This is a genomic window from Streptomyces mutabilis, assembly GCF_014649815.1.
Classification (GTDB): domain Bacteria; phylum Actinomycetota; class Actinomycetes; order Streptomycetales; family Streptomycetaceae; genus Streptomyces; species Streptomyces mutabilis.
Genome location: NZ_BMTT01000002.1, coordinates 415,303 through 439,578, shown reverse-complemented (window position 1 = coordinate 439,578; position 24,276 = coordinate 415,303). Strand labels below are relative to the sequence as shown.

The 24,276-nt window shown below is 72.0% G+C and carries 28 protein-coding genes; 17 read left to right on the top strand and 11 right to left on the bottom strand.

The window, feature by feature from the left end; all coding sequences use genetic code 11:
- Positions 1-164: 164 nt before the first annotated feature.
- Together IE142_RS06230 and IE142_RS06225 are read right to left on the bottom strand one after the other, a co-directional pair.
- Positions 165-2,627 (bottom strand): FtsX-like permease family protein, encoded by a 2,463-nt coding sequence (locus IE142_RS06230; protein WP_191884747.1) that lies wholly within the window; start codon positions 2,625-2,627, stop codon positions 165-167.
- Entirely contained in the window at positions 2,621-3,367 is a 747-nt protein-coding gene (locus tag IE142_RS06225; protein ID WP_191884746.1) for an ABC transporter ATP-binding protein, read from the bottom strand. The genes IE142_RS06230 and IE142_RS06225 overlap by 7 nt, the downstream gene beginning before the upstream one ends.
- Positions 3,368-3,546: 179 nt before the next feature.
- Between IE142_RS06225 and IE142_RS06220 the strand changes: the two genes are divergently transcribed.
- The 3 genes from IE142_RS06220 to IE142_RS06210 all read left to right on the top strand — a co-directional run bounded on the left by IE142_RS06220 (position 3,547) and on the right by IE142_RS06210 (position 6,939).
- The gene (locus IE142_RS06220; RefSeq protein WP_191884745.1) at positions 3,547-4,908 is read left to right on the top strand and encodes a sensor histidine kinase; all 1,362 of its coding nucleotides are present in this window, start codon (positions 3,547-3,549) and stop codon (positions 4,906-4,908) included.
- Positions 4,878-5,540: a response regulator gene (locus tag IE142_RS06215; protein WP_191884744.1), complete on the top strand. Its 663-nt coding sequence runs from the start codon at positions 4,878-4,880 to the stop codon at positions 5,538-5,540. The genes IE142_RS06220 and IE142_RS06215 overlap by 31 nt, the downstream gene beginning before the upstream one ends.
- A gap of 205 nt (positions 5,541-5,745) precedes the next feature.
- Positions 5,746-6,939 (top strand): hypothetical protein, encoded by a 1,194-nt coding sequence (locus tag IE142_RS06210; protein WP_191884743.1) that lies wholly within the window; start codon positions 5,746-5,748, stop codon positions 6,937-6,939.
- Positions 6,940-7,074: 135 nt separating this feature from the next.
- On the opposite strand, the gene IE142_RS06205 is transcribed toward IE142_RS06210, so the two are convergent.
- The 6 genes from IE142_RS06205 to IE142_RS06180 all read right to left on the bottom strand — a co-directional run bounded on the left by IE142_RS06205 (position 7,075) and on the right by IE142_RS06180 (position 11,685).
- The gene (locus tag IE142_RS06205) at positions 7,075-8,460 is read right to left on the bottom strand and encodes a carbohydrate-binding protein (protein WP_229830174.1); all 1,386 of its coding nucleotides are present in this window, start codon (positions 8,458-8,460) and stop codon (positions 7,075-7,077) included.
- Positions 8,461-8,575: 115 nt separating this feature from the next.
- Positions 8,576-9,523 (bottom strand): LysR family transcriptional regulator, encoded by a 948-nt coding sequence (locus IE142_RS06200; protein WP_191884742.1) that lies wholly within the window; start codon positions 9,521-9,523, stop codon positions 8,576-8,578.
- A gap of 76 nt (positions 9,524-9,599) precedes the next feature.
- Positions 9,600-9,857 (bottom strand): hypothetical protein, encoded by a 258-nt coding sequence (locus tag IE142_RS06195; RefSeq protein ID WP_191884741.1) that lies wholly within the window; start codon positions 9,855-9,857, stop codon positions 9,600-9,602.
- Positions 9,854-10,201: a hypothetical protein gene (locus IE142_RS06190; protein ID WP_029394273.1), complete on the bottom strand. Its 348-nt coding sequence runs from the start codon at positions 10,199-10,201 to the stop codon at positions 9,854-9,856. The genes IE142_RS06195 and IE142_RS06190 overlap by 4 nt, the downstream gene beginning before the upstream one ends.
- 110 nt (positions 10,202-10,311) lie before the next feature.
- Positions 10,312-11,118, bottom strand: coding sequence for a helix-turn-helix domain-containing protein (locus IE142_RS06185; RefSeq protein ID WP_370466303.1), 807 nt, complete (start codon positions 11,116-11,118; stop codon positions 10,312-10,314).
- Positions 11,119-11,253: 135 nt separating this feature from the next.
- The gene (locus IE142_RS06180; protein ID WP_191884740.1) at positions 11,254-11,685 is read right to left on the bottom strand and encodes an ATP-binding protein; all 432 of its coding nucleotides are present in this window, start codon (positions 11,683-11,685) and stop codon (positions 11,254-11,256) included.
- 156 nt (positions 11,686-11,841) lie between these two features.
- Here IE142_RS06180 and IE142_RS06175 point away from each other — a divergent pair, with 156 nt between their 5' ends.
- Together IE142_RS06175 and IE142_RS06170 are read left to right on the top strand one after the other, a co-directional pair.
- Positions 11,842-12,690: a helix-turn-helix domain-containing protein gene (locus IE142_RS06175; RefSeq protein ID WP_191884739.1), complete on the top strand. Its 849-nt coding sequence runs from the start codon at positions 11,842-11,844 to the stop codon at positions 12,688-12,690.
- Entirely contained in the window at positions 12,687-12,902 is a 216-nt protein-coding gene (locus IE142_RS06170) for a DUF397 domain-containing protein (protein WP_191884738.1), read from the top strand. Before IE142_RS06175 ends, IE142_RS06170 begins: the two co-directional genes overlap by 4 nt.
- Here IE142_RS06170 and IE142_RS06165 read toward each other — a convergent pair.
- A complete protein-coding gene (locus IE142_RS06165; RefSeq protein ID WP_191884737.1) occupies positions 12,850-13,755 on the bottom strand; it encodes a helix-turn-helix transcriptional regulator in 906 nt (301 codons plus the stop codon). The two genes, IE142_RS06170 and IE142_RS06165, sit on opposite strands and share 53 nt — an antisense overlap.
- Positions 13,756-13,832: 77 nt before the next feature.
- Here IE142_RS06165 and IE142_RS06160 point away from each other — a divergent pair, with 77 nt between their 5' ends.
- The 6 genes from IE142_RS06160 to IE142_RS06135 all read left to right on the top strand — a co-directional run bounded on the left by IE142_RS06160 (position 13,833) and on the right by IE142_RS06135 (position 19,025).
- On the top strand, positions 13,833-14,636 hold the full coding sequence (locus IE142_RS06160; protein ID WP_191884736.1) for an SDR family oxidoreductase: 804 nt from the start codon (positions 13,833-13,835) through the stop codon (positions 14,634-14,636).
- 1 nt (position 14,637) lies between these two features.
- Positions 14,638-14,847 carry a 4-oxalocrotonate tautomerase family protein gene (locus IE142_RS06155; protein ID WP_043381037.1) on the top strand — a complete coding sequence of 70 codons (210 nt, stop codon included), beginning with the start codon at positions 14,638-14,640 and terminating at the stop codon, positions 14,845-14,847.
- 260 nt (positions 14,848-15,107) lie between these two features.
- Positions 15,108-16,466, top strand: coding sequence for an NADP-specific glutamate dehydrogenase (gdhA, locus tag IE142_RS06150; RefSeq protein WP_191884735.1), 1,359 nt, complete (start codon positions 15,108-15,110; stop codon positions 16,464-16,466).
- Positions 16,467-16,733: 267 nt separating this feature from the next.
- Complete coding sequence (locus IE142_RS06145) at positions 16,734-16,937, top strand: cold-shock protein (RefSeq protein WP_019329653.1); 204 nt, start codon at positions 16,734-16,736, stop codon at positions 16,935-16,937.
- Between the two features lie 229 nt (positions 16,938-17,166).
- Positions 17,167-18,657, top strand: a complete 1,491-nt coding sequence (locus IE142_RS06140) for a DEAD/DEAH box helicase (RefSeq protein ID WP_191884734.1) — start codon at positions 17,167-17,169, stop codon at positions 18,655-18,657.
- Positions 18,658-18,737: 80 nt separating this feature from the next.
- On the top strand, positions 18,738-19,025 hold the full coding sequence (locus tag IE142_RS06135; protein WP_191884733.1) for a CBS domain-containing protein: 288 nt from the start codon (positions 18,738-18,740) through the stop codon (positions 19,023-19,025).
- Positions 19,026-19,106: 81 nt separating this feature from the next.
- Here the strand turns inward: IE142_RS06135 and IE142_RS06130 are convergent, their stop codons facing one another.
- Positions 19,107-19,466 (bottom strand): hypothetical protein, encoded by a 360-nt coding sequence (locus IE142_RS06130; protein WP_191884732.1) that lies wholly within the window; start codon positions 19,464-19,466, stop codon positions 19,107-19,109.
- A 48-nt stretch (positions 19,467-19,514) separates the two neighbouring features.
- Positions 19,515-19,871: a MerR family transcriptional regulator gene (locus IE142_RS06125; protein ID WP_043381031.1), complete on the bottom strand. Its 357-nt coding sequence runs from the start codon at positions 19,869-19,871 to the stop codon at positions 19,515-19,517.
- Between the two features lie 1,176 nt (positions 19,872-21,047).
- On the opposite strand from IE142_RS06125, the gene rpsJ reads away from it, so the two are divergent.
- Genes rpsJ through rpsS form a run of 6 tightly spaced genes read left to right on the top strand, consistent with a single transcriptional unit; the run spans position 21,048 to position 24,272 of the window.
- Positions 21,048-21,356, top strand: a complete 309-nt coding sequence (gene rpsJ, locus IE142_RS06120) for a 30S ribosomal protein S10 (protein ID WP_003948644.1) — start codon at positions 21,048-21,050, stop codon at positions 21,354-21,356.
- Positions 21,357-21,372: 16 nt separating this feature from the next.
- Complete coding sequence (rplC, locus tag IE142_RS06115) at positions 21,373-22,017, top strand: 50S ribosomal protein L3 (protein ID WP_019329642.1); 645 nt, start codon at positions 21,373-21,375, stop codon at positions 22,015-22,017.
- Between the two features lie 8 nt (positions 22,018-22,025).
- Complete coding sequence (gene rplD, locus IE142_RS06110) at positions 22,026-22,682, top strand: 50S ribosomal protein L4 (RefSeq protein ID WP_043381026.1); 657 nt, start codon at positions 22,026-22,028, stop codon at positions 22,680-22,682.
- Positions 22,682-23,101, top strand: coding sequence for a 50S ribosomal protein L23 (gene rplW / locus IE142_RS06105; protein WP_019329640.1), 420 nt, complete (start codon positions 22,682-22,684; stop codon positions 23,099-23,101). The genes rplD and rplW overlap by 1 nt, the downstream gene beginning before the upstream one ends.
- 40 nt (positions 23,102-23,141) lie before the next feature.
- Complete coding sequence (gene rplB, locus IE142_RS06100) at positions 23,142-23,978, top strand: 50S ribosomal protein L2 (protein WP_019329639.1); 837 nt, start codon at positions 23,142-23,144, stop codon at positions 23,976-23,978.
- A 12-nt stretch (positions 23,979-23,990) separates the two neighbouring features.
- Positions 23,991-24,272 (top strand): 30S ribosomal protein S19, encoded by a 282-nt coding sequence (gene rpsS / locus IE142_RS06095; protein ID WP_003974263.1) that lies wholly within the window; start codon positions 23,991-23,993, stop codon positions 24,270-24,272.
- Positions 24,273-24,276 lie beyond the last annotated feature (4 nt).

The window sequence follows — 24,276 nt, the reverse complement described above, 5'->3', positions numbered from 1 at the left end:
TGTTGTTGGACCGGCGGGGCGTCGAGGTTTCGGAGGAGGAGCGGGCGCGCATTGCCGGGTGCGGCGACATGGGTGTGTTGGACGTGTGGTTCACGCGGGCGATCACTGCCTCGTCGGCGGCAGAGGTGTTCGAGCCCGAGGGAAGCCCTGTGGTGGGCCAGGAGTCACTCCCGTACTCCCGCCGATTCCGCCGCGTGGCGTCGCAGGACCAGGCCCGCCGGGATCACCGAGGCGGTGACGGCGAGTACCGCGCAGGTCGCGACTACGCCGGCCAGGGGCGTCCAGGGCAGGTCGGGGGCGCTGTGCACCGACAGGAGGCGTAGCGCCGCCCACATTCCGGCCAGATTGAGCACGGCCACGATCAGACCCAGGACCGCGCCGACCACGACGACCGTCAGCGACTCCGCGCCCACCAGCCTCAGCACCTGCCACCTGGTGGCCCCCGCCAGCCGCAGCACGGCCAGGTCGCGCGTCCGGTCGGAAGTGGCCATGACCATGGTGTTGACCAGGGAGATTCCGGTGTAGAGCAGGGCGATGCCGAGGACCAGCAGGAGGCCCGCCCGGGTCGTGCCGTTGGTCTGCGGGGAGGTGGCCGCCACCCACTCGTCCCTGCTCGCCACCTGACCGCCGGACGGCCCCACCGCGTCGCGCAGCCCGTCGGCCACCGCACCGGCGTCGGCGTCGGCCGCGACGGTGACGTCGACCCGGTCGACCGGGGCGCCCGGGGCGTTGGCGGAGGTGACGTAGGCGCCGTTGTCACCCGTACCGGTGGTCATCACGGCGGCGATGCGCAGCTTCCGCTCCGTGCCGTCGCCGAGCCACACCCGCACGCTCTCGCCGACGGAGTGCCGTTCCCACTCCTCGTTGACGATGATCGAGCCGTCGTCGAGGTCGGTCACCCTGCCCGCCCCGAGCGGCAGCCGGGCGGTGGCCGACAGTGCCGCGGGGTCGGCGACGGCCCGCGCGTCGGACCTGACCAGCGCCACGCCCTCCTCCAGGACGTACACGGCGGTCGAGGAGGCCGGGGAGACCGTGGCCGCCCCCGGCACCGCGCGCAGCCGGTCGACGGTCTCCGCGTCGAAGCCGCCGTCACCCGGCGCCTCGACCACGAAGTCGGCGGTGGTCCGCTCGCGCGTCTCGGTCGCGCCGGCCTCGTTCAGCGTCGCGGTGGCGCCGAGCAGCGACCCGGCCAGAGCGACCGTCACCAGCACCGGCGCCGCGACGGCCGCCGTGCGGCGCACCCCGGCGGCGGCGTTCTCCCGCACCAGCATCCCCGCCGCGCCCGGCAGCCGGGCGGGCAGCCAGGTCAGCAGCCGGGTCAGCGGGCGCACCACGACGGGGGCGAGCAACGCGACGGCGGTGATCAGCAGCATGGGCCGGGTCACGTACGTCTTGCGGTGCAGCAGGTCTCCGGGATCGCCGGCCAGTGCGATGCCGAGCGTCACCAGCGCGGTCAGCAGCAGGCCCCCGCCGGACAGCCACCGTCCCCGGGGCATGGTCCGGGTGTCCACGGACACCTCGCGCAGTGCCTGCGCGGGGCCGGTCCGGCCGGCCCGCCAGGACGCGGTGACCGCGCCGCACAGGGCGACGAGCAGCCCCGTCCAGAAGGCCGTGTGGTACGGCCAGGTGTGGTCGCCGATGCTGAACCACGCCGGTGCCAGGCCCTCGTCGACGACCCACGCGGCCAGGAGCGGGGCACCGTACGAACCGAGCGCGCAGCCGGCCGCCGAGGCGACCGCCCCCACCGCCAGCCCCTCGGCCAGAACCGTCCGGCGGACCTGTCCGGGCGTCGCCCCGGCGGTGCGCAGCAGCCCGAACTCCCGCCGCCGCTGCGCCACCGCGAAGGCGAAGGTGGACGCCACGACGAACACCGACACGAAGGCGGAGACGCCGCCGGCCGTGCCGAACAGGGCGTTCATCGCGGTCATCGCCTCGCTGTCCCGCTCGGGGTCGGCGTCGGCGTACCGGCGTTCGTCGCCGGTGAGCACCCGCACGCCCGCGCTGCCGCGCACCGCGTCCCGCACCGCCGAGGCGTCCGCGTCGACCACGAGTTGGAGGCTTACGGGGGAGAGCCGGGCGGCCTCGGCGTCGGTGTAGAAGACGGCGTTCTCGAAACCGCGGTCGGGCACGGTGCCCACGACCTCCACGACGCCCCGGTCCGTGCGGAGCCGTTCGCCGGGCGCGGCCCAGTCGCCGGTGACGACGACCTCGCCGGCGGCGCGCGGCGCGCGGCCCGCGTCGATCCCGTACGGGGCGAACGCGGCGGTCGACCACGGGTGGCCCACGAGGTCCCCCGGCCCGCGCTCGGCCCGTACGGCGAAGGACCGGTCCTCGACGACCCGGCCGAGCCGCCGCAGCTCCGCGACCGTCCCGGCGGGCACGGCACGCGGCTGGGCGAGCCTCTCCGTGCGGTCGCCGACCGGCGTGGGCACCCGCAGTGCGTCCTGCCCCCGCACCACGACCGGCGCGGCGGCGAACCGTTCCGGTGCGCGGTCGGGAGCGTCCAGCGAGGAGGCGAGCGCCAGTCCTGTCACCGATAGCAGCGCGACCCCCAGGGACAGGGCGACGAAACTGCCGACGAGGGTGGCCCAGCGGGTGCGCAGGGTGTGCAGGGTGACGGTCAGCACGGGGCGGCCTCCAGCCGGGTCATGCGGGTGGCGATGGCGTCGGCGTCCGCCCCGGCCAGTTCACCGGCCGGCCGGCCGTCGACGAGGAAGACCACGCGGTCGGCGCGGGCGGCGGCCACCGGATCGTGCGTCACCATGACGACCGTCTGGCCCTCGCGGTCGACCATGCCGCGCAGCAGGGCCAGGACGTCCCGTCCGGTCCGCGAGTCCAGGGCACCGGTCGGCTCGTCGCCGAACAGCACCTCGGGCCGGGTGATCAGGGCGCGGGCCAGCGCGACGCGTTGCTGCTGGCCGCCGGACAACTCGGCGGGCCGGTGCCGGCCGCGGTCGGCGAGACCGACCTGGGCGAGCGCCTCGCGGACCCGGGACCGGGAGGGGCGGCGGCCGGCCAGGCGCAGGGGGAGGGCCACGTTCTGCGCCGCGGTCAGCGAGGGCAGCAGGTTGAACGCCTGGAAGACGAAGCCGATGCGCTCGCGCCGCAGCAGGGTCAGCCTCCGCTCGCTCAGCCCCGTCAGCTCCGTGCCGCCGACGACCACCGACCCCGATGTGGGCCGGTCCAGGCCGGCGGCGCACTGGAGCAGCGTCGACTTGCCCGAGCCCGAGGGGCCCATGACGGCGGTGAAGGTGCCCCGCGGGAAGGCGAGGGAGACCTCGTCCAGAGCGGTCACCGCGCTGTCGCCCGCGCCGTACCGCCTGCTGACGGAGCTCAGTCGGATCGCGTGGATCGTGTGGTCGGTCATCTGTCCCCACTCGTCGGGCACCGGTCCGCCCGGTGTCTTGATCGGTGCCCTGACGAAACCGCGCGGGGCCGCTCCGGCGCAGTGCGGCAGGGGCGAGAACCGGGGTATGGCAGGCCCTACCCCCTTCCTCCGCCCAGGCCGATGGCCGCGACGCGCACCGCAGTCCTACGGTGATCGGCATGCGTCCCCGAAACGTGTGGCAGGCCATGTCCGCCCCCGGCTTCCTGCTGTCGGCGTGGCCCTGGCGTGCGGTCGCCTACCTGCTGACCGGCGCGTTCGCCGGTGCCGTGACTTTGGTGGGGCTGGTGGTCGTGGTGACCGTCGGGGGAGCCCTCTCCGTCGTCGTGGTGGGACTCCCGCTCCTGGTGCTCACCGCCCTCGCGGGTCTCCCCGTGGCCCGGCTGGAAAGGCTCCGGCTGCGCCTGGCCGACCGCGCCCCCGCACCCGGCCTACCCCGGCGGCAGCCCACCGCCTACGGTCCCTGGCCCTGGCTCACCACCCGCCTGCGCGAGCCCGCGAGCTGGCGGGACCTGGGCCACGCCCTGCTGCTCGCCACGGTGCTCTGGCCGCTGGACGCCCTCGTCGTCACCGCGGCCCTGGCCCTTCCGCTCGCCACCCTCGCCACGCCCCTGCTGATGGCGACCGTCGGGGACGGCGAGGAGGCGAAGGTGCTCAAGCAGTGGACGGTCACCACCTGGCCGACGGCGTTCGGAGCGGCGGTACTGGGACTGCTTCTGCTCGTCCTGGGCGCCTACGCGCTGGGCCTGGCGGCGGGCGCACGGGCCGCCCTCACCCGCGTACTCCTGGGCGCTCCGCGCGATGCGACCCTGGACGCCCGCGTCGTCGAACTCACCCGCTCCCGCGTCCGGTTGGTGGACGCCTTCGAGGCCGAGCGCCGCCGCATCGAACGCGACCTGCACGACGGCGCCCAGCAGCGCCTGGTCGCCCTGACGATGACCCTGGGCCTGGCCCGCCTCGACGCGCCGCCCGGCCCGCTCGCCGACCAGTTGGCCAAGGCCCACGGGGAGGCGGGCCGTGCCCTGGAGGAGCTGCGCGAGCTGATCCACGGCATCCACCCGAAGGTGCTCGCCGACCACGGCCTGGCGGCGGCCGTGGAGGACGCCGCCGACCGCTCCGCCGTCCCCGTGGACGTCCGCCTGGAGCTGCCCGGCCGCCTGCCCCGGGCCGTCGAGGCCGCCGCCTACTTCGTGGTCTGCGAAGCCCTCGCCAACGTGGCGAAGCACAGCGGCGCCGACCGGGCGAAGGTGACCGGCGGACACCGCGACGGACGGCTGCGCCTGCAGATCCGCGACAACGGCCGGGGCGGCGCCGAGGACCGTGCCCGGGTCGGTGCTGCCGAGCCCGGTGCCGAGCCCGGTGCCGATGTCGATGCGGAGGCCCGTGCGGGCAGCGGCCTGACCGGACTCGCCGACCGGGTGTCGGTCCTGGATGGCAGAATCTCGCTGTCCAGCCCGCCGGGCGGACCGACCCTGTTGCGCGTGGAGATCCCTTGCGAGTGGACGACCGAACCCTTCGCGTAGTACTGGCCGAGGACAGTGTCCTGCTGCGGGACGGTCTGACGAGCCTGCTCGCCCGCTTCGGGCACGAGGTCGTGGCGTCGGTGGGTGACGCGGAGGCGCTGGTGGCGGCCGTCGCGGAGCACGCCCCGGACGTCGTCGTCACCGACGTGCGCATGCCGCCCGGCTTCCAGGACGAGGGCCTGCGCGCGGCGGTGGGGTTGCGGGAGCGGCGCCCCGGTCTGCCCGTCCTCGTCCTCAGCCAGTACGTACAGCGGTCCTACGCCGCCGAGTTGCTGGACTCCGGCGACGGCACCGGCGTCGGCTACCTGCTCAAGGACCGCGTCGGCCAGGTCGAGGAGTTCGTCGAGGCGCTGGCCGAGGTGGCGGACGGCGGCACGGTCGTCGACCCGGAGGTGGTACGCCAGTTGCTGCGCCGCCGCCGGGACCCCCTGGCCCGGCTCAGCCCGCGCGAGCGGGAGGTGCTGGCGCTGGTCGCGGAGGGCAGGTCCAACGGGGCCGTCGCCCGCCAGCTCGTCGTCTCCGAGGCGGCCGTGGGCAAGCACATCGGCAGCATCCTGGCCAAGCTGGACCTGCCCCCGGCGGACGACACGCACCGCAGGGTGCTGGCGGTGCTGGCGTTCCTGCGGGCGTGACCCGGGCGGCGGGCAGCGGACGGAAGGCAGCGGACGGAAGGCAGCGGGCGGAAGGCAGCGGGCGGAAGCGGGGCGTGTACGGGTTCGGTCACGAATTCCGCACAGCTGTGCACTTCTCCTCCGCATGGCGACACGATTGATCACCGCGAGCCCGGCCCCGTGCCGCCCCTGATCACCCGTCACCCGTCACCCGGAAAGTGAGTCCGTGAGTACCGTCCCGCCTCCCGACCGCCCCGACGACGACCCGGCCCCGTCCCTCTCGGACGAGCAACTGGAGTCCTTCCTGCGGGAGGCCGCCGAGGGCGGTGGCGCGGCCGCTCCCAAGGAGCCCTCCGCCCGTGCGCGGATGGTGGCCCGGCGCCTGCACGAGGAGGACGAGGCCGCGCGGCGCGCCCGGGGCGGCCGCAAGCGCGGCGAGCAGGGCCCGCCGCAGGCCACCCCGCCCGGATGGCGTACGGGCCCGGCGACGCAGCTCGGAAACGGCGGCTCCCGCCGGCGCCGCGTGGGCGCGGTCGTCGGCGTACTGGTGCTGGCGCTGCTCGCGGTCGTCGCCGTACGCCCCTCGCTGGTGACGGACCTGTTCCCCGGTGGCGAGGACGGCTCGGACGGACCGCTTGCCGCCGAGTCCGCGCAGCCGACCGGCGCTCCCGCGGACCCCGCCCGGTCCGGACGGGCCACCCGCGAGCACCCCTTCCGCGGCTCCCCGGCCGAGCAGTGGGCCGAGGGCGCCGACGCCATCGAGGTACCGGAGGCGAAGGCGCTGTCCGGGATGAGCGAGAAGGACGTGGCGTTCGCGCTGCGCCGCACCAAGGACCTGCTGGTCGCCGCGAACCTGAACCCCGCCGTACTGCGCGGGGAATGGCCGGAGGAGGCCCTGGCGGTCCTGGACCCGAAGCAGCCGGAACTGCTGCCGAAGCTGCGCCGGTCCCTGCGGGAGCCGGACGAGGACCACGACCCGCTGCGGATGTTCACCCGCTTCGACCCCGACGAGGTCCGCCTCGCCGGGGACGTCGTCAAGGTCCGGGGCCGCATGGAGCTGTCCGCCGGGGAGGAGGGCGTCGTGAAGGTCGACGCGGACTACACCTTCGTCTACCCGCTGGTACGGGCCCAGGAGGACGACGGGCGGGTGGCGCGCACGATCGTCCGGCGTGTGCTCACCCTGACGCTGAACGACCCGGCGCGATGGAACGTGACCGAGGGCAGGCTGCTGGTGGAGAAGTACTTCTCCGAGCACGGGAACACCGCCTGCGGTGTCGACGACGGCTATCTGCACCCCGGGTTCGGCGACGACGCGGCCGGCGGTGACCCGGCCACCGGGCCCCTGACGGACCCGTACGACCGCAGCAAGCCCCTCACGGGCACCGAGCCGGACGAGTGCGGCAAGGCCACCCGCACCTGACCGCCGGTCGTGACCGACGTGACCGGGCCCGGGCGCTCTCCCTTCGCGCGGCCGGGCCCGTCCCCGTCGTCCCCCGTGGGCCGTACCCCCCCGCGGGCCGTCCCAGGGGCCGTCCCCCGTGGGTCACTCAGCCGTTCACACGCGCTGCCACAGCGCCGGAACGTTCGGCGGTTCCCAGCCCGCGTGGGCCTGGTGCCCCTGAATGCAGCGGTAGGTGGCGCCGCCGTGCGTCACCGTGTCGCCCGGCTGGTAGACGGTGCCGGCCGCCCAGGTGCCGCCCTCACCGGGCGGCGGCTCCTCGGGACCGCCGTCGTCGGTGGTCTTCAGGGTGAGGCCGTAGTTCTGGAGCAGCGGGTTGATCGGCTGGAAGAACGTCGTGCCGCCGCTGCGGCAGTCACCGGAGCCGCCCGAGGTGACGCCCTGCGCCTGGCTGCCGGAGATGTACGAGCCGCCCGAGTCGCCGGGCTCGGCGCACACCGTGGTGCGGGTGACGCCGGTGATGGTGCCCTCGGGGTAGGTCACGCTGGTGTTGTGCTGCTGGACGGTCCCGCAGTGCCAGCCGGTGGTGGAGCCGGAACGGCACACGGACGCCCCGACCGGCGCCTGGGTGGACCCGGTCACCTGGACGTTCTGGCCGCCGGCGCCGCTGACGTACGGAGTGGCCCGCCAGTTGGAGTTGACCGCCACCCACGCCATGTCCCGGCCCGGGAAGACCGAGCCCTGGAAGGTGCCCTGCGCCACCCGGTTGTACCCGGTGGTGCTCGCCCCGGTCCGCCCGCAGTGGCCTGCCGTGGCGAAGCCCTCCTGGCCGCCCTTGGTGACGGGGAAGCCGACCGAGCAGCGCCCGCTGTTGTTGATGTAGTACGCCTCGCCGCCCCGCAGGTCGTACAGCGGACGCGGCTTCTCGGCCGTGCTCTCGACGCGCGCGAGCCCGGCGCCGATCCCGGCCGCGTCGAGGAGGACACGGGCGGCGGACGGCCGTACGGCCTGCACGGTGACCGTGTTCGTCCGTACGTCGACGTACCGGACCGGCGCGTCGGCGGCGTCCCCGTCCCGCACCGCGGCGGCCCGGTCGAGGCGGGACTTGGCCGCGTCCAGGTCGGCGAGCGAGTGCCGTACGACCTTCGCCACGGCGCCCTGCGCCTCGATCGCCGCGACGTCGGCCGCGTCGGTCGTCGCCACGGTCAGCGTGCCGGACTCGGCGCCCCGCACCCACGCGCCCGCGAAGTCGGCGCCGAGCGCGGCACGGAGCCGGCCCGCGACGGCACCCGCGTCGGCCTCGTTGGCGAGACGGCGCTCGGCCTGCCGCCGGTCGAGGCCGAGGTCGCGCTCCATGGCCCGGAGCAGGGCGGGCGGCGCGGCGTCGGTGCGCAGGGTCTGCGCGGCGGTGGGGGCCGTCGCGTCGGGGGCCGTCCCGGCGCTCGCGGAGCCGCTGAGCCCGGCCACGAGCAGGGCGGCCGTCGCGGCGACGGCGGCGCCCACGGCTCTGGTGTGCCGGTGACGGTGGGGGATGGGTGGCATGGGGGATCTCCTCGGTTTCGGTGGGGAGGTGCCGAAACCGTAGGGAGGGCCGACCGGGTGCCGTAAGACGTCGGCCGGCCCTCTCCCCGGCGTTATGGAACCTTGCACGGGCGGCTCAGGGCACCCGGTGCGCCGCCATCCACTCCGTGTAGCTGTCGCTGCTCGCCGCCACCCCCGCGTGCGCCATGCGGGCCTGCGCCAGCACGGTCGCGGCGGTGTCCGCCCGCCCCGTCACCGCGTGCCAGCCCAGCAGGTGCCGCCAGGCCAGCGGCGTGCCGGTGAGCGGCCGGGTGACGATGCCGGGGGTGGTCGGGAAGGTCGCCCGGCACAGCCCGACCGCCCGCCCCACCTGCACCAGATGCACCAGTGAGGCGGTGTCCGTCTCGTACATGCGGCGCGGCGTGAACCCGGCGCGGGCGCACGACGCGGTGAAGCAGTCGCCGAAGCAGCCGTCACCGGGTACGCAGGCCCACTCCTCGTCCGCCAGCTCGGTCAGGTCCACCTCGGCCCGCCGGGCGAGCGGGTGCCGCTCGGGCACCATCACGAACACCGGGTCGACGGCGACCTCCCGCCACACCAGCCCCGCCGCACCGGGCGGCGCGGCGGAACCGCACGTCCCGGCGAGCGCGAAGTCCAGCCGCCCCTCGGCCAGTTGCTCGGCCAGCTCACGTTCCGACCACGACGTACAGGTCGTCATCCGGGCGTCCGGCGCCACGTCCGCCAGCCGGTCCACCAGGGCACCCAGCAGCGGCCCGTGCGTCCCGCCCAGCCGCAGGTGCCGTGCGGTACGCGGCGCTCGCGCGAACCGCGTGGCCTCCTGCTGCAACTCGGTCACCGCGGGCAGCACGATCCGGCTCCGCTCCAGTACCAGTTCCCCCAGCGCGGTGGCCCGCACTCCGTGCCGGCCCCGCTCGAACAACGCCCCGCCGAGGGCCCGTTCGATCCGCTTGAGCTGTGCGCTCAACGCGGGCTGCGCGAGCCCGAGCACCGTGGCCGCCCTGGTGAGGCTGCCGGCGTCGGCGATGGCCCGGACCGTCCTGAGATGCCGCAACTCCAGCTCCATGAGGGGAGCTTGCGACGGGGGAGGGGCGGGGGCAAGAGGTTGGTCCGGACCTGTGACGGTCAGCTCGCGTGAGGTTTCAGAAGCCCAGGTGGGTGATCTGCACGACGTAGACGCGTTCGGCCCGCACGACGATCTGGTAGGTGAACATGCCGCCGGGAACCGCGATGTCCCCGCCCTTCGGGTCGCCCCCTGTGTGCGAGCGACCGTGCAGATACTGCGCTTCTGCCGCTCTGACCAGCTCGGCGGCCTTGCGTTCCACCTCGGTGAGGAAGGCGGTCGGCGCTGTACGGGCGGCTTCCTCCGCGCCGAAGGCGTACTCCCAGGCCCAGCTCAAGCGTGAACAGCCTTCATCGCTTCGTCCAGTACGGCACTCAGCTCTCGCAGCGCCTCCCGGGCAACGTCCGCGTCCTCGTGTTCCAGGTTGTTCTTGGCATGGGCGTGTCGGGCAGCGAGGTCGGGCCGTCGCGCGATCTCGATGTCGCGGGCCCAGGTCAGCACCCAGCTCCGCACGGGGCTGAGCGACTGCCACTCCACGGCCTTGGCGAAGGCTTCGTCCTTGGTCCGCTGCATCTCCGGAAGGCGCTTCGGATCGACGGCGGCAAGCGCGGCCCGCAAAGCGTCCGGCGTCTGCTCGGGGCGGGGGACCAACCCGTGCCCGTGATCGGCCTGCGTGCTCATGGAGACCTCCCGGGAGTGCACTGGCCAGGGTAGCCGTCCGGGGCGATTGGGGTACTGAGACGCGAACATCGTGAGGTGTTTCTCCTGGTCAGCGAGGATGAGAGGGGACATCAGGCGGGGACGCCCCCGCTCGGGGCCGCCGTCGTACGGCAGTCGCGGCACAGGCCCGGCTCCGGGGCGCGGAAGCCGCGGTCGCAGCCGTCGCGGTTGTGGAGCGGGAGTCTGGCCGGTGGCGGCGGCGCCGGGGCGCGCAACGGCGCCGGGGGCGTAAGCCGGTCGGACAGGCGGTGGGCCAGGAGGGCGGCCGGGCGGTGCAGGGGTTCGTCCGGCAGGTCGGCGGTGAGGGCGCGGCGTACGGCGCTGGGGAGGACGTCCCGTTCCAGCCAGGCGGCGACGCCGGGGGCCAGGTGGGCGGTGTCGGCGGTGGAGAGCAGCAGCCGGGAGTCGTGTCGGCGCAGGTCGGTCAGGAGGTCGACGGCTGTCCGGAGGAGGCCGGGGACCTTGCAGTCGGGCTGCGGCACGGTGGGGAGCGCCTTGCGCGGGCGCGGTTCGCGGGGCCTGGAGGGTCGGTCCGGCGTCGCGGGTCGTGCGGGCCGGCGGTCGGGGCATCCGGTGTCGGCCGCCTCATGGTGGGGCGCCTTCGGCCGGTGGCCCGGCCGGTCGCCCGGCTGGTTGCAGGAGACCGTGCGGGTGACGATGCGGCCGGTGGGCGTGCGGACGCGTTCGCGGCGCAGGTAACCGTGCGTCTCCAGCTCGCGCAGGGCGGCGGCGATGCGGGTCGGGCCCTCGGGGAAGCGGGCGGTGAGCGACTTGATGTCGGCGCCCGCGCCCGTGGGCAGCGACTGGATGTGGCAGGCGAGGCCGATCGCCAGGAGCGACAGCTCCTTGTGCTGGACCAGGTGGTTGCCGATCACCACGAAGCGGGTGGTGTGGCGGGTGTTCTCGTGGACGATGCCGCCGCCGTGGTGACGCGTACGGGTCGGGTTGGCGGCAGAGTGGGGTTCTTTCTCCCCCGGTTCTTTCCTCGGTAGGGCGCCGACGGCACCGGAACCTCAGAAGCTGGGTTCCGGTGACGCGCACCGCAGTTCCGCCCACACCGTCTTGCGCGGGAAGCGGCCCTCCGTTGCACCCCAGCGGTCCGCCAACGCCTCGACCAGCAGCAGGCCACGGCCGGATTCGGCGTCGGGGGCGGGTGTCTGCGGGTGGGGGAGTTCTTCGCCCCGGGTGTCGGTGACCTCGATGCGGAGGGTGTCGCCGACGACGTAGAGCGTGAGCCGGAAGTCGCGGCCGGGGACGCGTCCGTGCGCCGCCGCGTTGCTCGCCAGTTCGGCGATGAGCTGGCGGGCCGGGTCCAGGGGGAGGCCCCATGCGCGGAGCTGTTCGGCGCCCAGCAGGCGGGCGAGGCGGGCGCCGCGTGGCGTGGGGGAGAGCTGCACGCTGAAGTTGCGGACGCAGGCGGGGAGTTCGGCGGATTTCTGGTTCACGTCACTCAGCGTGGCGGTGTGTGCGTACCGTGAGAAGTGACTCAGCGGGTACGTACGGTCACTGTCCGGTCGTTGTCCGGTGGTGTCGGTGCTGTCGGGTGGGGCCTGCGGGTAGGGCGCTGGGGCAACGCTGGGAGCACGACGAAGGGGCGCGGGATGACGGTCGAGACGGACGAGCCGGGGTGGGAGGTGGACCCCGACGACGAGTGGGGCGTCGCGGTCATCGCCACGGTGGGGCGGCAGTTGAAACTCCGCCGCGAGGCGGTGGGCATGCGGGCCGCCGACTTCGGCGTGGCGGTCGGGTACGGGGAAGACCTCGTCTACAAGGTCGAGGGCGGCAAGCGGATTCCCCGGCAGGAGTATCTGGACAGGGCCGACGAAGTGCTGGGCGCGGGCGGGCTCATCGCGGCGACCTGGGAGGACGTGAAGAAGGTCCGGTACCCGAAGAAGGTGCGGGAGCTGGGGAAGCTGGAGGCGAAGGCGGTTGAGATCGGGGGGTACGAGTGCAACATCATCGCTGGGTTGTTGCAGACGCCGGAGCACGCCAGAGCGGCGATCGAGGCGGCACAGCCTCCGTACTCGCAGGATGATGTGGACCGGATGGTGGCCGGTCGCATTGCCCGGCAATCCGTCTTCGAACGTGATCCCTCGCCTGCGATCAGCTTCGTGCTGGAAGAGGCGCCGCTGAGGCGCCCGCTTGGGGGCACAATGGTGTGGCGACAGCAACTCGAACGCCTGCTGGAGGTGGGTCGGTTGAGGAATGTCTCACTTCAGGTGATGCCGACGCACCGCGAGGTCCACTCCGGACTGGACGGAAGGATCGAGCTGCTGAAGTTCGCGGACGGTACGGCGGTGGGTCGTTGCGACGGTGTGTTCAACGGCCGTCCCGTTTCTGACCCAAAGCAGCTCAGGGTCCTTGAACTGCAATATGGCACCATCCGAGCCCAAGCCCTCCCGCCTGGGGAGTCGCTGGCCTTTATCGAGCAACTGCTGGGAGAGACATGATGCGCAAGACCCTCGCCGGGGATGCCCCCGAACTGGCGTGGTTCAAGAGCAGTTACAGCGGCGGCAATAACGGCGAGTCCTGCGTCGAGATCGCGGCCACCCCCGGCACCATCCACGTCCGCGACTCCAAGCACGTAGAGGGCGGCCCCCGCCTGGCCCTCACCCCGACCGCCTGGACGACCTTCCTCCCGTACGCGTCGGAGCGGCGCTGACCACCTCCTGCGTCCCCACCACCCCCAGCAGCTCCAGCAACCCCGCGCTCTCCGTCCCCACGGCCGGTGTGAACCAGAGCAGCCGCTGCCGCCCGTCCTCGCTGAAGAGGTTGAGGCAGTTGACCTCGATGACGCCGATCGTGGGATGGACGATCCGCTTGCGGTCGTCCCGCCGGAAGGCCACGTCGTGGTCGGCCCACAGCGCGGCGAACTCGGGGGAGACGGCGAGCAGCGTACGGATCATCGAGCCGACCTCGGCGTCCTTCGCGTCCCTCCGCGCCGCCGCGGCCCGCAGGTCGGCGACGAGGGCGCGGGACTGGCTCTCGTGGTCGGCCTCGGGATACAGGAGCCGCGTGTCGGGCTCGGTGAACCACCGGTGGACGAAGCTGGCCCGGGGCCCCCGTAACCCGGACTGGTCCCCGACCAGCGCCACGGCCAGCGGATTCTGTACGAGGGTGATGTGCAGGTCGGTGATCACCTGCGCCGGGGTCGAGGTCATCCGCCCGAGGAGGTCGAGCATGCCCGGGTGCACGTGCGAGGCGGCGCCGCCCTGCACGGGCACCGGCCGGTCCGCCAGCCGGTACAGGTAGTCCCGCTCGTCTGCGGAGAGCCGCAGCGCCCTCGCCAGCGCGGCGATCATCTGCTCGGACGGCTGCGACCCGGCCCCGCGCTCCAGCTCGTTGTAGTAGTCCACGGACGCGCCCGCGAGCTGGGCGACCTCCTCGCGGCGAAGTCCCGGGACCCGGCGGCGCGGCCCTGCCGGAAGCCCGACGTCGGACGGGCGGATGCGCTCCCGCCGCGACCGCAGGAACGCTCCCAGCTCGGCGTACTTCACAGCGCTCATGCCCTCCATTCTGCGCCGGGCCGGGCCGCCGACCCATGGGATGACATCCCCTGGTTGCGTGCGCGGGCCGGGCGCATCGTGGACCCATGACCACGAACACCAACGAGAAGACCCCGGCACCCGAGGACACTCCCGTACCCGCTGACACCCCCGCCGCCGCGGACACGCGCGTCGCCGTCGTCACCGGTGGATCACGCGGCATCGGCCGTGCGGTATCCGAGAAACTCGCCCGGGACGGCCTGGCCGTCGTCGTGAACTACGCCCGCGACGCGGCGTCCGCCGAGGAGACGGTGGCGGCGATCACCGGGGCCGGCGGGAGGGCGGTCGCCGTACCGGCGGACGTGGCGGAGGAGAAGGAGGTCGCCGCCCTGTTCGACAGGGCGGAGGCGGAGTACGGCGGCGTCGACGTCGTCGTGAACTCGGCCGGCCGCATGGCCCTGTCCCCGATCGCCGACCTGGACCTGGACGCCCTGGACGCCATGCACCGCACCAACATCCGCGGCACCTTCGTGGTCGCCCGGGAGGCGGCCCGTCGTCTGCGCTCCGGAGGCTCCTTCGTGGGCTTCTCGACCTCCGTCGTCGGCACGCAGTTCCCGACCTACGGGGCGTACGCGGCGAGCAAGGGCGCGGTGGAGGCGATGACGTTGATCCTCGCCCGTGAGCTGCGCGGACGAAACATCACCGTGAACGCGGTCGCCCCCGGCCCCACGGCCACCGACATGTTCCTCACCGGCAAGACCGAAGAGCAGATCGACCAGCTCGCGAAGACGTCGCCCCTGGAGCGGCTGGGCACCCCGGAGGACACCGCCGAGGTCGTCGCCTTCGTTTCCAGCCCCGCGGGCCACTGGGTGAACGGCCAGGTCCTGCGCGCCAACGGGGGGATGGTCTGACATGCCCTTCGCCCACTTCAAGGTCCCCGAGGGCACCCTCACCCCGGAGGACAAGCGGAAGATCGTCGAACGCACCACCGACCTCTACGCGGAGATCTACGGCGAGCGCGCCCGCCCCACCACCGTCGTGCTCGTCGACGAGGTCGCCGACGGCGGGTGGGGCGTCGCGGGGAACGTCCTCACGGCTGCGATGCTGAACGCCGACGCGTGACGGAGCGGCCCGAGCAGCCCAGGTGACCTCCGTCCCTTACATCATGAAAACTCCCGATATGCAAAAGCGCGGTCTCACATAGTGGTCGCGTGGGGCGCCGAGTGCTGGCCAGGACGTTTACATGGGCGTAACACTGAAGTGTCCCGCGCGCGGCAACGGCGCCGAGCGCCCACCACCGGACCGACCGGACCGTGTGGCCTTCCCCGGCCCCCGTGCCGAACCCTCGGTCTCCGGTGCCAGCCGTGCCAGAAAGGACCCCTGTGACGACCCGACGCGAGACGCAGACCAGGCTCGACCAGCTCCTCACGGAGATCGAACACCGCAACCCGGCCCAGCCCGAGTTCCACCAGGCCGCCCACGAGGTCCTGGAAACGCTCGCGCCGGTCGTCGCGGCCCGCCCCGAGTACGCCGAACCCGGCCTCATCGAACGGCTGGTCGAGCCGGAGCGCCAGGTCATGTTCCGGGTGCCGTGGCAGGACGACCAGGGCCGCGTCCACGTCAACCGGGGCTTCCGCGTCGAGTTCAACAGCGCGCTGGGTCCGTACAAGGGCGGCCTGCGCTTCCACCCGTCCGTGAACCTGGGCGTCATCAAGTTCCTGGGCTTCGAGCAGGTCTTCAAGAACGCGCTGACCGGCCTCGGTATCGGCGGCGGCAAGGGCGGCAGCGACTTCGACCCGCACGGGCGCAGCGACGCGGAGGTCATGCGGTTCTGCCAGTCGTTCATGACGGAGCTGTACCGGCACATCGGCGAGCACACCGACGTGCCGGCCGGTGACATCGGCGTCGGCGGCCGGGAGATCGGCTACCTCTTCGGCCAGTACCGCCGCATCACCAACCGCTGGGAGGCCGGCGTCCTCACCGGCAAGGGCCAGGGCTGGGGCGGCTCGCTGATCCGCCCGGAGGCGACGGGGTACGGCAACGTGCTCTTCGCGGCGGCGATGCTGCGCGAGCGCGGTGAGGACCTGGAGGGCCAGACGGCGGTCGTGTCCGGCTCGGGCAACGTCGCGATCTACACGATCGAGAAGCTGGCCGCCCTCGGCGCGAACGCCGTCACCTGCTCGGACTCCTCCGGCTACGTCGTCGACGAGAAGGGCATCGACCTCGAACTGCTCAAGCAGATCAAGGAGGTCGAGCGCGGCCGGGTCGACGCGTACGCCGAGCGTCGGGGCGCCTCGGCGCGCTTCGTGCCGGGCGGCCGCGTCTGGGACGTCCCGGCGGACATCGCCCTCCCGTCGGCCACGCAGAACGAACTCCGCGAGAACGACGCCGCGACCCTGATCCGCAACGGCGTCAAGGCGGTCTCCGAGGGCGCCAACATGCCGGCGACCCCCGAGGCCGTCCACCTCCTCCAGAAGGCCGGCGTCGCCTTCGGCCCCGGCAAGGCGGCCAACGCGGGCGGCGTCGCGGTCAGCGCCCTGGAGATGGCCCAGAACCACGCCCGTACGTCCTGGACAGCGGCGCGCGTAGAGGAGGAGCTGACCCGCATCATGAACGACATCCACACCACCTGTCACGAAACCGCCGAGCGCTATGACGCCCCCGGCGACTACGTCACCGGCGCGAACATCGCGGGCTTCGAGCGCGTGGCGGACGCGATGCTGGCGCAGGGTGTCATCTGACGAATTCGTCGAATTCCGGCACCATAAATCTGTACCCGCGGGGTGAGGATTTCACGGAAGGGGCGCACAGTTTCCCTGTCGCGCGCACCGGAGTGAAATTACGGAGCATGCACGAGCCGCCGCAACGTGCTACTGTCGTTATCAGTTGCAGTTGTGGTTCCCGAAGTTTTTGACACCGGTCTTCTTTTCCGGTCGGGGTAATCATCGCGGCGACACGGCGTCCGTAAAGTGCGGACGCCGATGCACTGCCCCGAAGGAGAGCAAGACATGGCTACTGGCACCGTGAAGTGGTTCAACGCGGAAAAGGGCTTCGGCTTCATCGAGCAGGACGGTGGCGGCGCCGATGTGTTCGCCCACTACTCGAACATCGCCGCCCAGGGCTTCCGCGAGCTGCTCGAAGGCCAGAAGGTGAGCTTCGACATCGCGCAGGGCCAGAAGGGCCCGACGGCCGAGAACATCGTCGTCGCCTGATTTTTCGGCGCGCCCTCGGGCGCGCACTTCGTAGCTGGGGCCCGCATCCCTCGGGGTGCGGGCCCCAGCTGCATTCATGTTTCGCGGTGAATACCGCTGCGGAGCGACTGCGCGGAATCCACGGACTCACTAAGAGGGATTCCCGTTCCATTCGGCTCGTTCTTGCGATTCCCCATGCGCTCCTGCTGCGGGATTTCCTTGATACGTGCCGTATCGAGGAAGGTTCAGCATGAACCGCACACGCACGAACGACCGTTCCGCTCGAACCCGCAACGGCGCCGCCGTCCCGGGCAGGAACGGCAAGCGATTCGGATCTCCGACCCCGAGCCGTTCCGCCGGGCCGAACCGCGATCGTGGCCGGGCCCGCCGGCCCGCGCCCCAGGGCGAGTTCGCCCTCCCCGAGACCATCACCCCGGCGCTGCCCGCCGCGGCGGACTTCGCCGAACTGGACATGCCCGCGGAGCTGCTGGCCGCACTCGGCGTGCAGGGCGTGACGGTCCCGTTCCCGATCCAGGCCGCGACCCTGCCGAACTCCCTCGCCGGCCGCGACGTCCTCGGCCGCGGGCGCACCGGTTCCGGAAAGACCCTCGCCTTCGGGCTGGCCTTGCTGGCCCGCACGGCCGGGCGGCGGGCCGAGCCCCGGCAGCCGCTGGGACTGGTCCTCGTACCGACGCGTGAACTGGCACAGCAGGTCACCGACGCGCTCACCCCGTACGCCCGGTCGGTGAGGCTGCGGCTGGCCACGGTGGTCGGCGGGATGCCCATCGGCAGGCAGGCGTCGGCGCTGCGCGGCGGCGCCGAGATCGTCGTCGCCACCCCCGGGCGCCTCAAGGACCTCATCGAACGCGGCGACTGCCGGCTGGACCAGGTCAGGATCACCGTCCTCGACGAGGCCGACCAGATGGCCGACATGGGCTTCATGCCGCAAGTCACGGCGCTCCTCGACCAGGTGCGCCGCGACGGCCAGCGCATGCTGTTCTCCGCCACCCTCGACCGCAACGTCGACCTGCTCGTGCGCCGCTACCTGAGCGACCCCGTCGTGCACTCCGTCGACCCCTCGGCGGGCGCGGTCACGACGATGGAGCACCACGTGCTGCACGTCCACGGCGCCGACAAGCACGCGGCCACCACCGAGATCGCCGCCCGCGACGGCCGGGTGCTCATGTTCCTGGACACCAAGCACGCGGTCGACCGCCTCACCGAGCACCTGCTGAGCAGCGGGGTACGGGCCGCCGCGCTGCACGGCGGCAAGTCGCAGCCGCAGCGCACCCGTACGCTGACGCAGTTCAAGAACGGGCACGTGACCGTGCTGGTGGCGACCAACGTCGCGGCGCGCGGCATCCACGTCGACAGCCTGGACCTCGTCGTCAACGTCGATCCCCCGACCGACCACAAGGACTACCTCCACCGCGGCGGCCGCACGGCCCGCGCCGGTGAGTCGGGCAGCGTGGTCACCCTGGTCACCCCGAACCAGCGCCGCGCCATGACGCGCCTCATGGCGACGGCCGGGATCGTCCCGCAGACCACCCAGGTCCGCGCCGGCGCGGAGGCCCTGCACCGCATCACCGGCGCCCAGGCACCCTCCGGCGTCCCGGTCGTCATCACCGCGCCGGTCGTCGAGCGCCCCAAGCGGCGCGCCGCCTCACGCGGCCGGCGCGGTCCCGCCGCGGCGGCCCGGCGAGCGCCCGCACGGCGCTCCGCCACCGACGCCGCGGCCTGAGAACCGCCCCCAGGCCCAGAACGGCTCAGAGGCCCAGAGGCCGGACCGGAACGCCGACCCAACTCCGCAGGAGGCACTTCTTGACGTTGCTCCAGACGCACCCCGGCTCCACACGCGCCCACACCGCGCCCAGGACGGTCACCGACGCGGTGGACACGACCGGGCCTCAGGTCTGGGACGACATGACGGTCGAGGTGGCACTGGCCGTCATGGCCGCCGCCCGCACGGCTCACCTCGTCATCCGTGACGCGGACGGCCGACGCACCGGCATGGTCACCCGGGACCGGCTCACCGCCGTGCGCGACGGCTCGGGGTACACGGACCGGATCCGCCTGCGCGACATCGCCGGGTCCTGCGCTTCCCTCTGAGCGGCAGAAAAGGGTGAGGGCCCACCGGTCTGCCGGTGGGCCCTCACCCTTTTCCACGCCACGATCCGGCGCGGATCCGGGTCACTGGTCGGAGTAGCTGAAATCCCCCACGGTCCAGGCACTGACGTCCTCGATCGCCACGCGGTACATGCCGCCGGTCTCGGGGATGCCCATCGTCCCCTGGAGGATCCGGGCGACGTGGAAGTGCAGGTGGGTGGGTGGCCCGCCCTTGCGCGCGGGGGTGTCGAAGACGGCGGAGAACTCGGCCAGGTCCGTGGAGCCGGTCAGTACTTCGGACACCCGCTGCCGCCACACTGCTTCGGGGGCCAGGCGACCGGTGATCACGGCACCGTCGGTGACCACGGTCAGGGACATCCGACTGCTCCGCCCGGACTCCACGAGGGCGGCGATGTCAACGATCAGCTCGTCAGGCTTCGGCATGAGACCGCAATGTACCGGTCCGCGCGGGCCGGCCGGGAGGCGGTGGGGCTACTCGGCGGTACGGGCACTCCCCGTCCTGCCGCCGGAGGCCCCGGCCTGGCCGCGGCGCAGCTCGTCGTTGATGCGCTGGGCCTCTTCGAGCTGGTCCTCCAGGATGATGATGCGGCAGGTCGCCTCGATGGACGTTCCCTGGTCGACCATCTCCCGGGCGCGCGCGGCGATACGGAGCTGGTAGCGGGAGTAACGGCGGTGCCCGCCCTCGGAACGCAGCGGCGTGATCAGGCGCGCTTCACCGAGGGCCCGCAGGAAGGCCGGGGTGGTCCCCAGCATCTCGGCCGCCCGTCCCATGGTGTACGCGGGGTAGTCGTCGTCGTCGATGCGGTCGAGCGGTGTGTCTGCGGTCATCTGCACCTCTGTAGGGGAACTGCGTCGGGGAGCCGAGTCGGGGGAACGCGTCGAGGGGCCTTGGTGCCGTACGGCACCAAGGCCCCGAGGATTTGTAACACCATCCGCCGGCTTACTGCACGGCCGGCCTTCCTGGGGATCGCGGATGCGTGACCGTGGGACCACCTTCCGTTCCGGGGTCTGCGGTACCCGGTGAGAACGTTCTCTCCCGGGCGATCCTGATGGCGTCCTCCTCCTTCTCCCGTGGTTGTACCTGTCGGTGCTGCATGCGGGCAGTTCGTCTCTGCCGCGCCTCACGGACTTCTCGTCTACATCCCAACGGTAACCCCGACGACTGCCGAATGTCTACAGTGGTCACCACAGATTTCCCTCCAAACGAGTGACCGATTGTCTGCACCGTGCCCTTCGGGGGGGTGCCCGGGCAAAGCCCTGCGCCCGACGGCTCGGTCGATGGAGCGGAATGGCGGTAACTTGCGGCGGCTCGGCAGGAGGCCGTTCTGGGCAAGAGCGTCCCGACGCCCACCCCGCTCACCTGCGGCGATCCGCTGGGAACGGAAGGGCGTGTACGCACGCGCGGTGCAGTCCCACATCGTGCTTCCCCACAGCGTCGACCGCCCGTACCAGGCGATCTCGGAGACAAGGGCGGTGGCGACGAGTTCGCCTTCGTCTGTCGCCCCTCGCGACGAGGTGTTCGTGTGGGATCGCGAAACGGACGGCCGGAGCCTGTACGGGCGTTTCCTTCAAGCGACCGAGGCACGAACGCCGCGAGGTGTACCCCGCGATCACGTGGGGTACAGTCATCCGCTTCGATTGGCCAGCGACGCGCCCCGTATGGCAGACTAGCGGGGTTGCTCGGTCGAGTGCCGATGCTGCGCGCCTCCCGCCGGGAGGACCGGAAGCGAGTCCCACAGTACTCGTCGCCTCTGATCAGAGGCGGACGTACGGGAATCTTCCGGGAAGTGTCAGCGGGGTACCGGCCAGGCGCCCGGTGGGCCTCTCGCCCCCGGTCCGCGGTACCGGAAGGGCCCGCACCTCCCAGAGCAGGGATGTTCGAACAAGGGACATCTGTGTCAGCGGGAGTGCGACACGCCCGACCGCGTGGGTCGGAGGGGGAGCGGGACTGCAAGGAACCGCCGGGTACCAGAGCGTTACGAGAGACAGGACTACGAAGTAGCCATGGCGGGACAGAAGATCCGCATCCGGCTCAAGGCCTACGACCACGAGGTCATCGACAGCTCGGCGAAGAAGATCGTCGAGACGGTGACGCGTACTGGTGCGTCGGTCGCGGGCCCGGTGCCGCTGCCCACTGAGAAGAACGTGTACTGCGTCATCAAGTCGCCGCACAAGTACAAGGACTCGCGCGAGCACTTCGAGATGCGCACGCACAAGCGCCTGATCGACATCCTCGACCCGACCCCCAAGACCGTTGACTCTCTGATGCGACTCGACCTCCCGGCCGGTGTCGACATCGAGATCAAGCTCTGAGGGCGGTGATCTGAAGATGACCAAGCAGATCAAGGGCATCCTGGGCGAGAAGCTCGGCATGACGCAGGTGTGGGACGAGAACAACCGTGTTGTTCCGGTCACCGTCGTCAAGGCCGGCCCCAACGTCGTCACCCAGGTCCGCACGAACGACGTCGACGGCTACGAGTCCGTCCAGATCGCGTTCGGCGAGATCGACCCGCGCAAGGTGAACAAGCCCCTCAAGGGCCACTTCGCCAAGGCCGACGTCACCCCCCGCCGCCACCTCGTCGAGATCCGCACGGCCGACGCCTCCGAGTACACGCTCGGCCAGGAAGTCACCGCCGAGGTCTTCGAGGCCGGCATCAAGGTGGACGTGACCGGCAAGAGCAAGGGCAAGGGCTTCGCCGGTGTCATGAAGCGTCACAACTTCAAGGGCCTCGGCGCCGGACACGGCACCCAGCGCAAGCACCGCTCGCCCGGTTCCATCGGTGGCTGCGCCACCCCGGGCCGCGTGTTCAAGGGCCTCCGCATGGCCGGCCGTATGGGCAACGAGCGGGTCACCACCCAGAACCTGACCGTCCACGCCGTTGACGCGGAGAAGGGTCTGCTGCTCATCAAGGGCGCGGTTCCCGGTCCGAACGGCGGCCTCGTCCTGGTCCGCACCGCGGCCAAGGGGGCCTGAGGTAACCGATGAGCACTGTTGACATCCTTTCGCCGGCGGGCGACAAGGCCGGCACCGTCGAGCTCCCCGCGGAGATCTTCGACGTTGAGAAGGTCAGCATCCCGCTGATCCACCAGGTCGTCGTCGCGCAGCTGGCCGCTGCCCGTCAGGGCACGCACAAGACCAAGACCCGTGGCGAAGTCCGCGGCGGTGGCAAGAAGCCGTACCGCCAGAAGGGCACCGGCCGCGCCCGTCAGGGCTCGACCCGCGCGCCGCAGTTCGCCGGTGGTGGCGTCGTGCACGGTCCCGTGCCGCGCGACTACTCGCAGCGCACCCCGAAGAAGATGAAGGCCGCGGCCCTGCGCCACGCCCTCACCGACCGGGCCCGCCACAACCGCATCCACGTCGTCTCCGGCGTCGTCGAGGGCGACAGCCCGTCGACGAAGGCCGCCCGGACGCTGTTCGGCAAGATCTCGGAGCGCAAGAACCTGCTCCTGGTCGTCGACCGCGCCGACGAGGCCGCGTGGCTGTCCGCCCGCAACCTGCCCCAGATCCACATCCTGGAGCCGGGCCAGCTGAACACGTACGACGTTCTCGTCTCGGACGACGTGGTCTTCACCCAGGCCGCCTTCGAGTCCTTCGTGTCCGGCCCGAAGGCCAATGACACCGAAGGGAGCGAGGCCTGATGGCCATCCGTCACCCCGCCATCGCCTCCAAGGCCGCGAAGAAGGCCAAGGAAGCGCGCGTCAAGAAGGCGCGTCGGCACGCCGCCGAAGGCAAGAACACCGTCGTCACCCCGGCGAGCAAGGCGTTCACGGACCCCCGTGACGTGCTGCTGAAGCCGGTCGTGTCCGAGAAGAGCTACGCGCTCCTCGACGAGAACAAGTACACGTTCATCGTCGCGCCGGGCTCCAACAAGACCGAGATCAAGGAGGCCGTCCAGGCGGTCTTCTCGGTCAAGGTCACCGGGGTCAACACGATCAACCGCCAGGGCAAGCGCAAGCGGACCCGCACGGGCTTCGGCAAGCGTGCCGACAGCAAGCGCGCGATCGTGACCCTTGCCGAGGGCGACCGTATCGACATCTTCGGCGGTCCGACCTCCTGACGGAGGTCCGGATCGTCCGAAATCGGACGAGGACTGAGAAATGGGAATCCGCAAGTACAAGCCGACGACGCCGGGCCGCCGTGGCTCCTCCGTCGCCGACTTCGTCGAGGTCACGCGGTCCACGCCGGAGAAGTCGCTGGTCCGCCCGCTGCACAGCAAGGGCGGCCGTAACAACGCCGGTCGTGTGACCGTTCGCCACCAGGGTGGCGGACACAAGCGCGCCTACCGCGTGATCGACTTCCGTCGTCACGACAAGGACGGCGTGCCGGCGAAGGTCGCGCACATCGAGTACGACCCCAACCGCACCGCGCGCATCGCGCTGCTGCACTACGCCGACGGCGAGAAGCGCTACATCCTCGCCCCGCGCAACCTGCAGCAGGGCGACCGCGTCGAGAACGGTCCCGGGGCCGACATCAAGCCGGGCAACAACCTGGCCCTCCGCAACATCCCGGTCGGTACCACGATCCACGCGATCGAGCTCCGTCCCGGTGGCGGTGCCAAGTTCGCCCGCTCCGCCGGTGCCTCCGTGCAGCTGCTCGCGAAGGAGGGCCAGATGGCCCACCTGCGCATGCCGTCCGGAGAGATCCGCCTGGTCGACGTGCGCTGCCGCGCCACCGTCGGCGAGGTCGGCAACGCCGAGCAGAGCAACATCAACTGGGGCAAGGCGGGTCGCAAGCGGTGGCTGGGCGTTCGCCCGACCGTCCGTGGTGTGGTCATGAACCCGGTGGACCACCCGCACGGTGGTGGTGAGGGCCGGACCTCCGGTGGTCGTCACCCCGTGTCCCCGTGGGGCAAGAAGGAAGGCCGTACTCGTTCGCCCAAGAAGGCGTCGAACAAGTACATCGTCCGCCGCCGCAAGACGAACAAGAAGCGCTAAGGACGGGTTGAGATGCCTCGTAGCTTGAAGAAGGGACCCTTCGTCGACGACCACCTGATCAAGAAGGTGGACACGCAGAACGAAGCCGGTACCAAGAACGTCATCAAGACCTGGTCCCGTCGCTCGATGATCGTCCCGGCGATGCTCGGCCACACGATCGCGGTGCACAACGGCAAGACCCACATCCCGGTGTTTGTCACCGAGTCCATGGTCGGCCACAAGCTCGGCGAGTTCTCGCCGACGCGCACCTTCCGGGGTCACGTCAAGGACGACCGGAAGTCGAAGCGCCGCTAGTCAG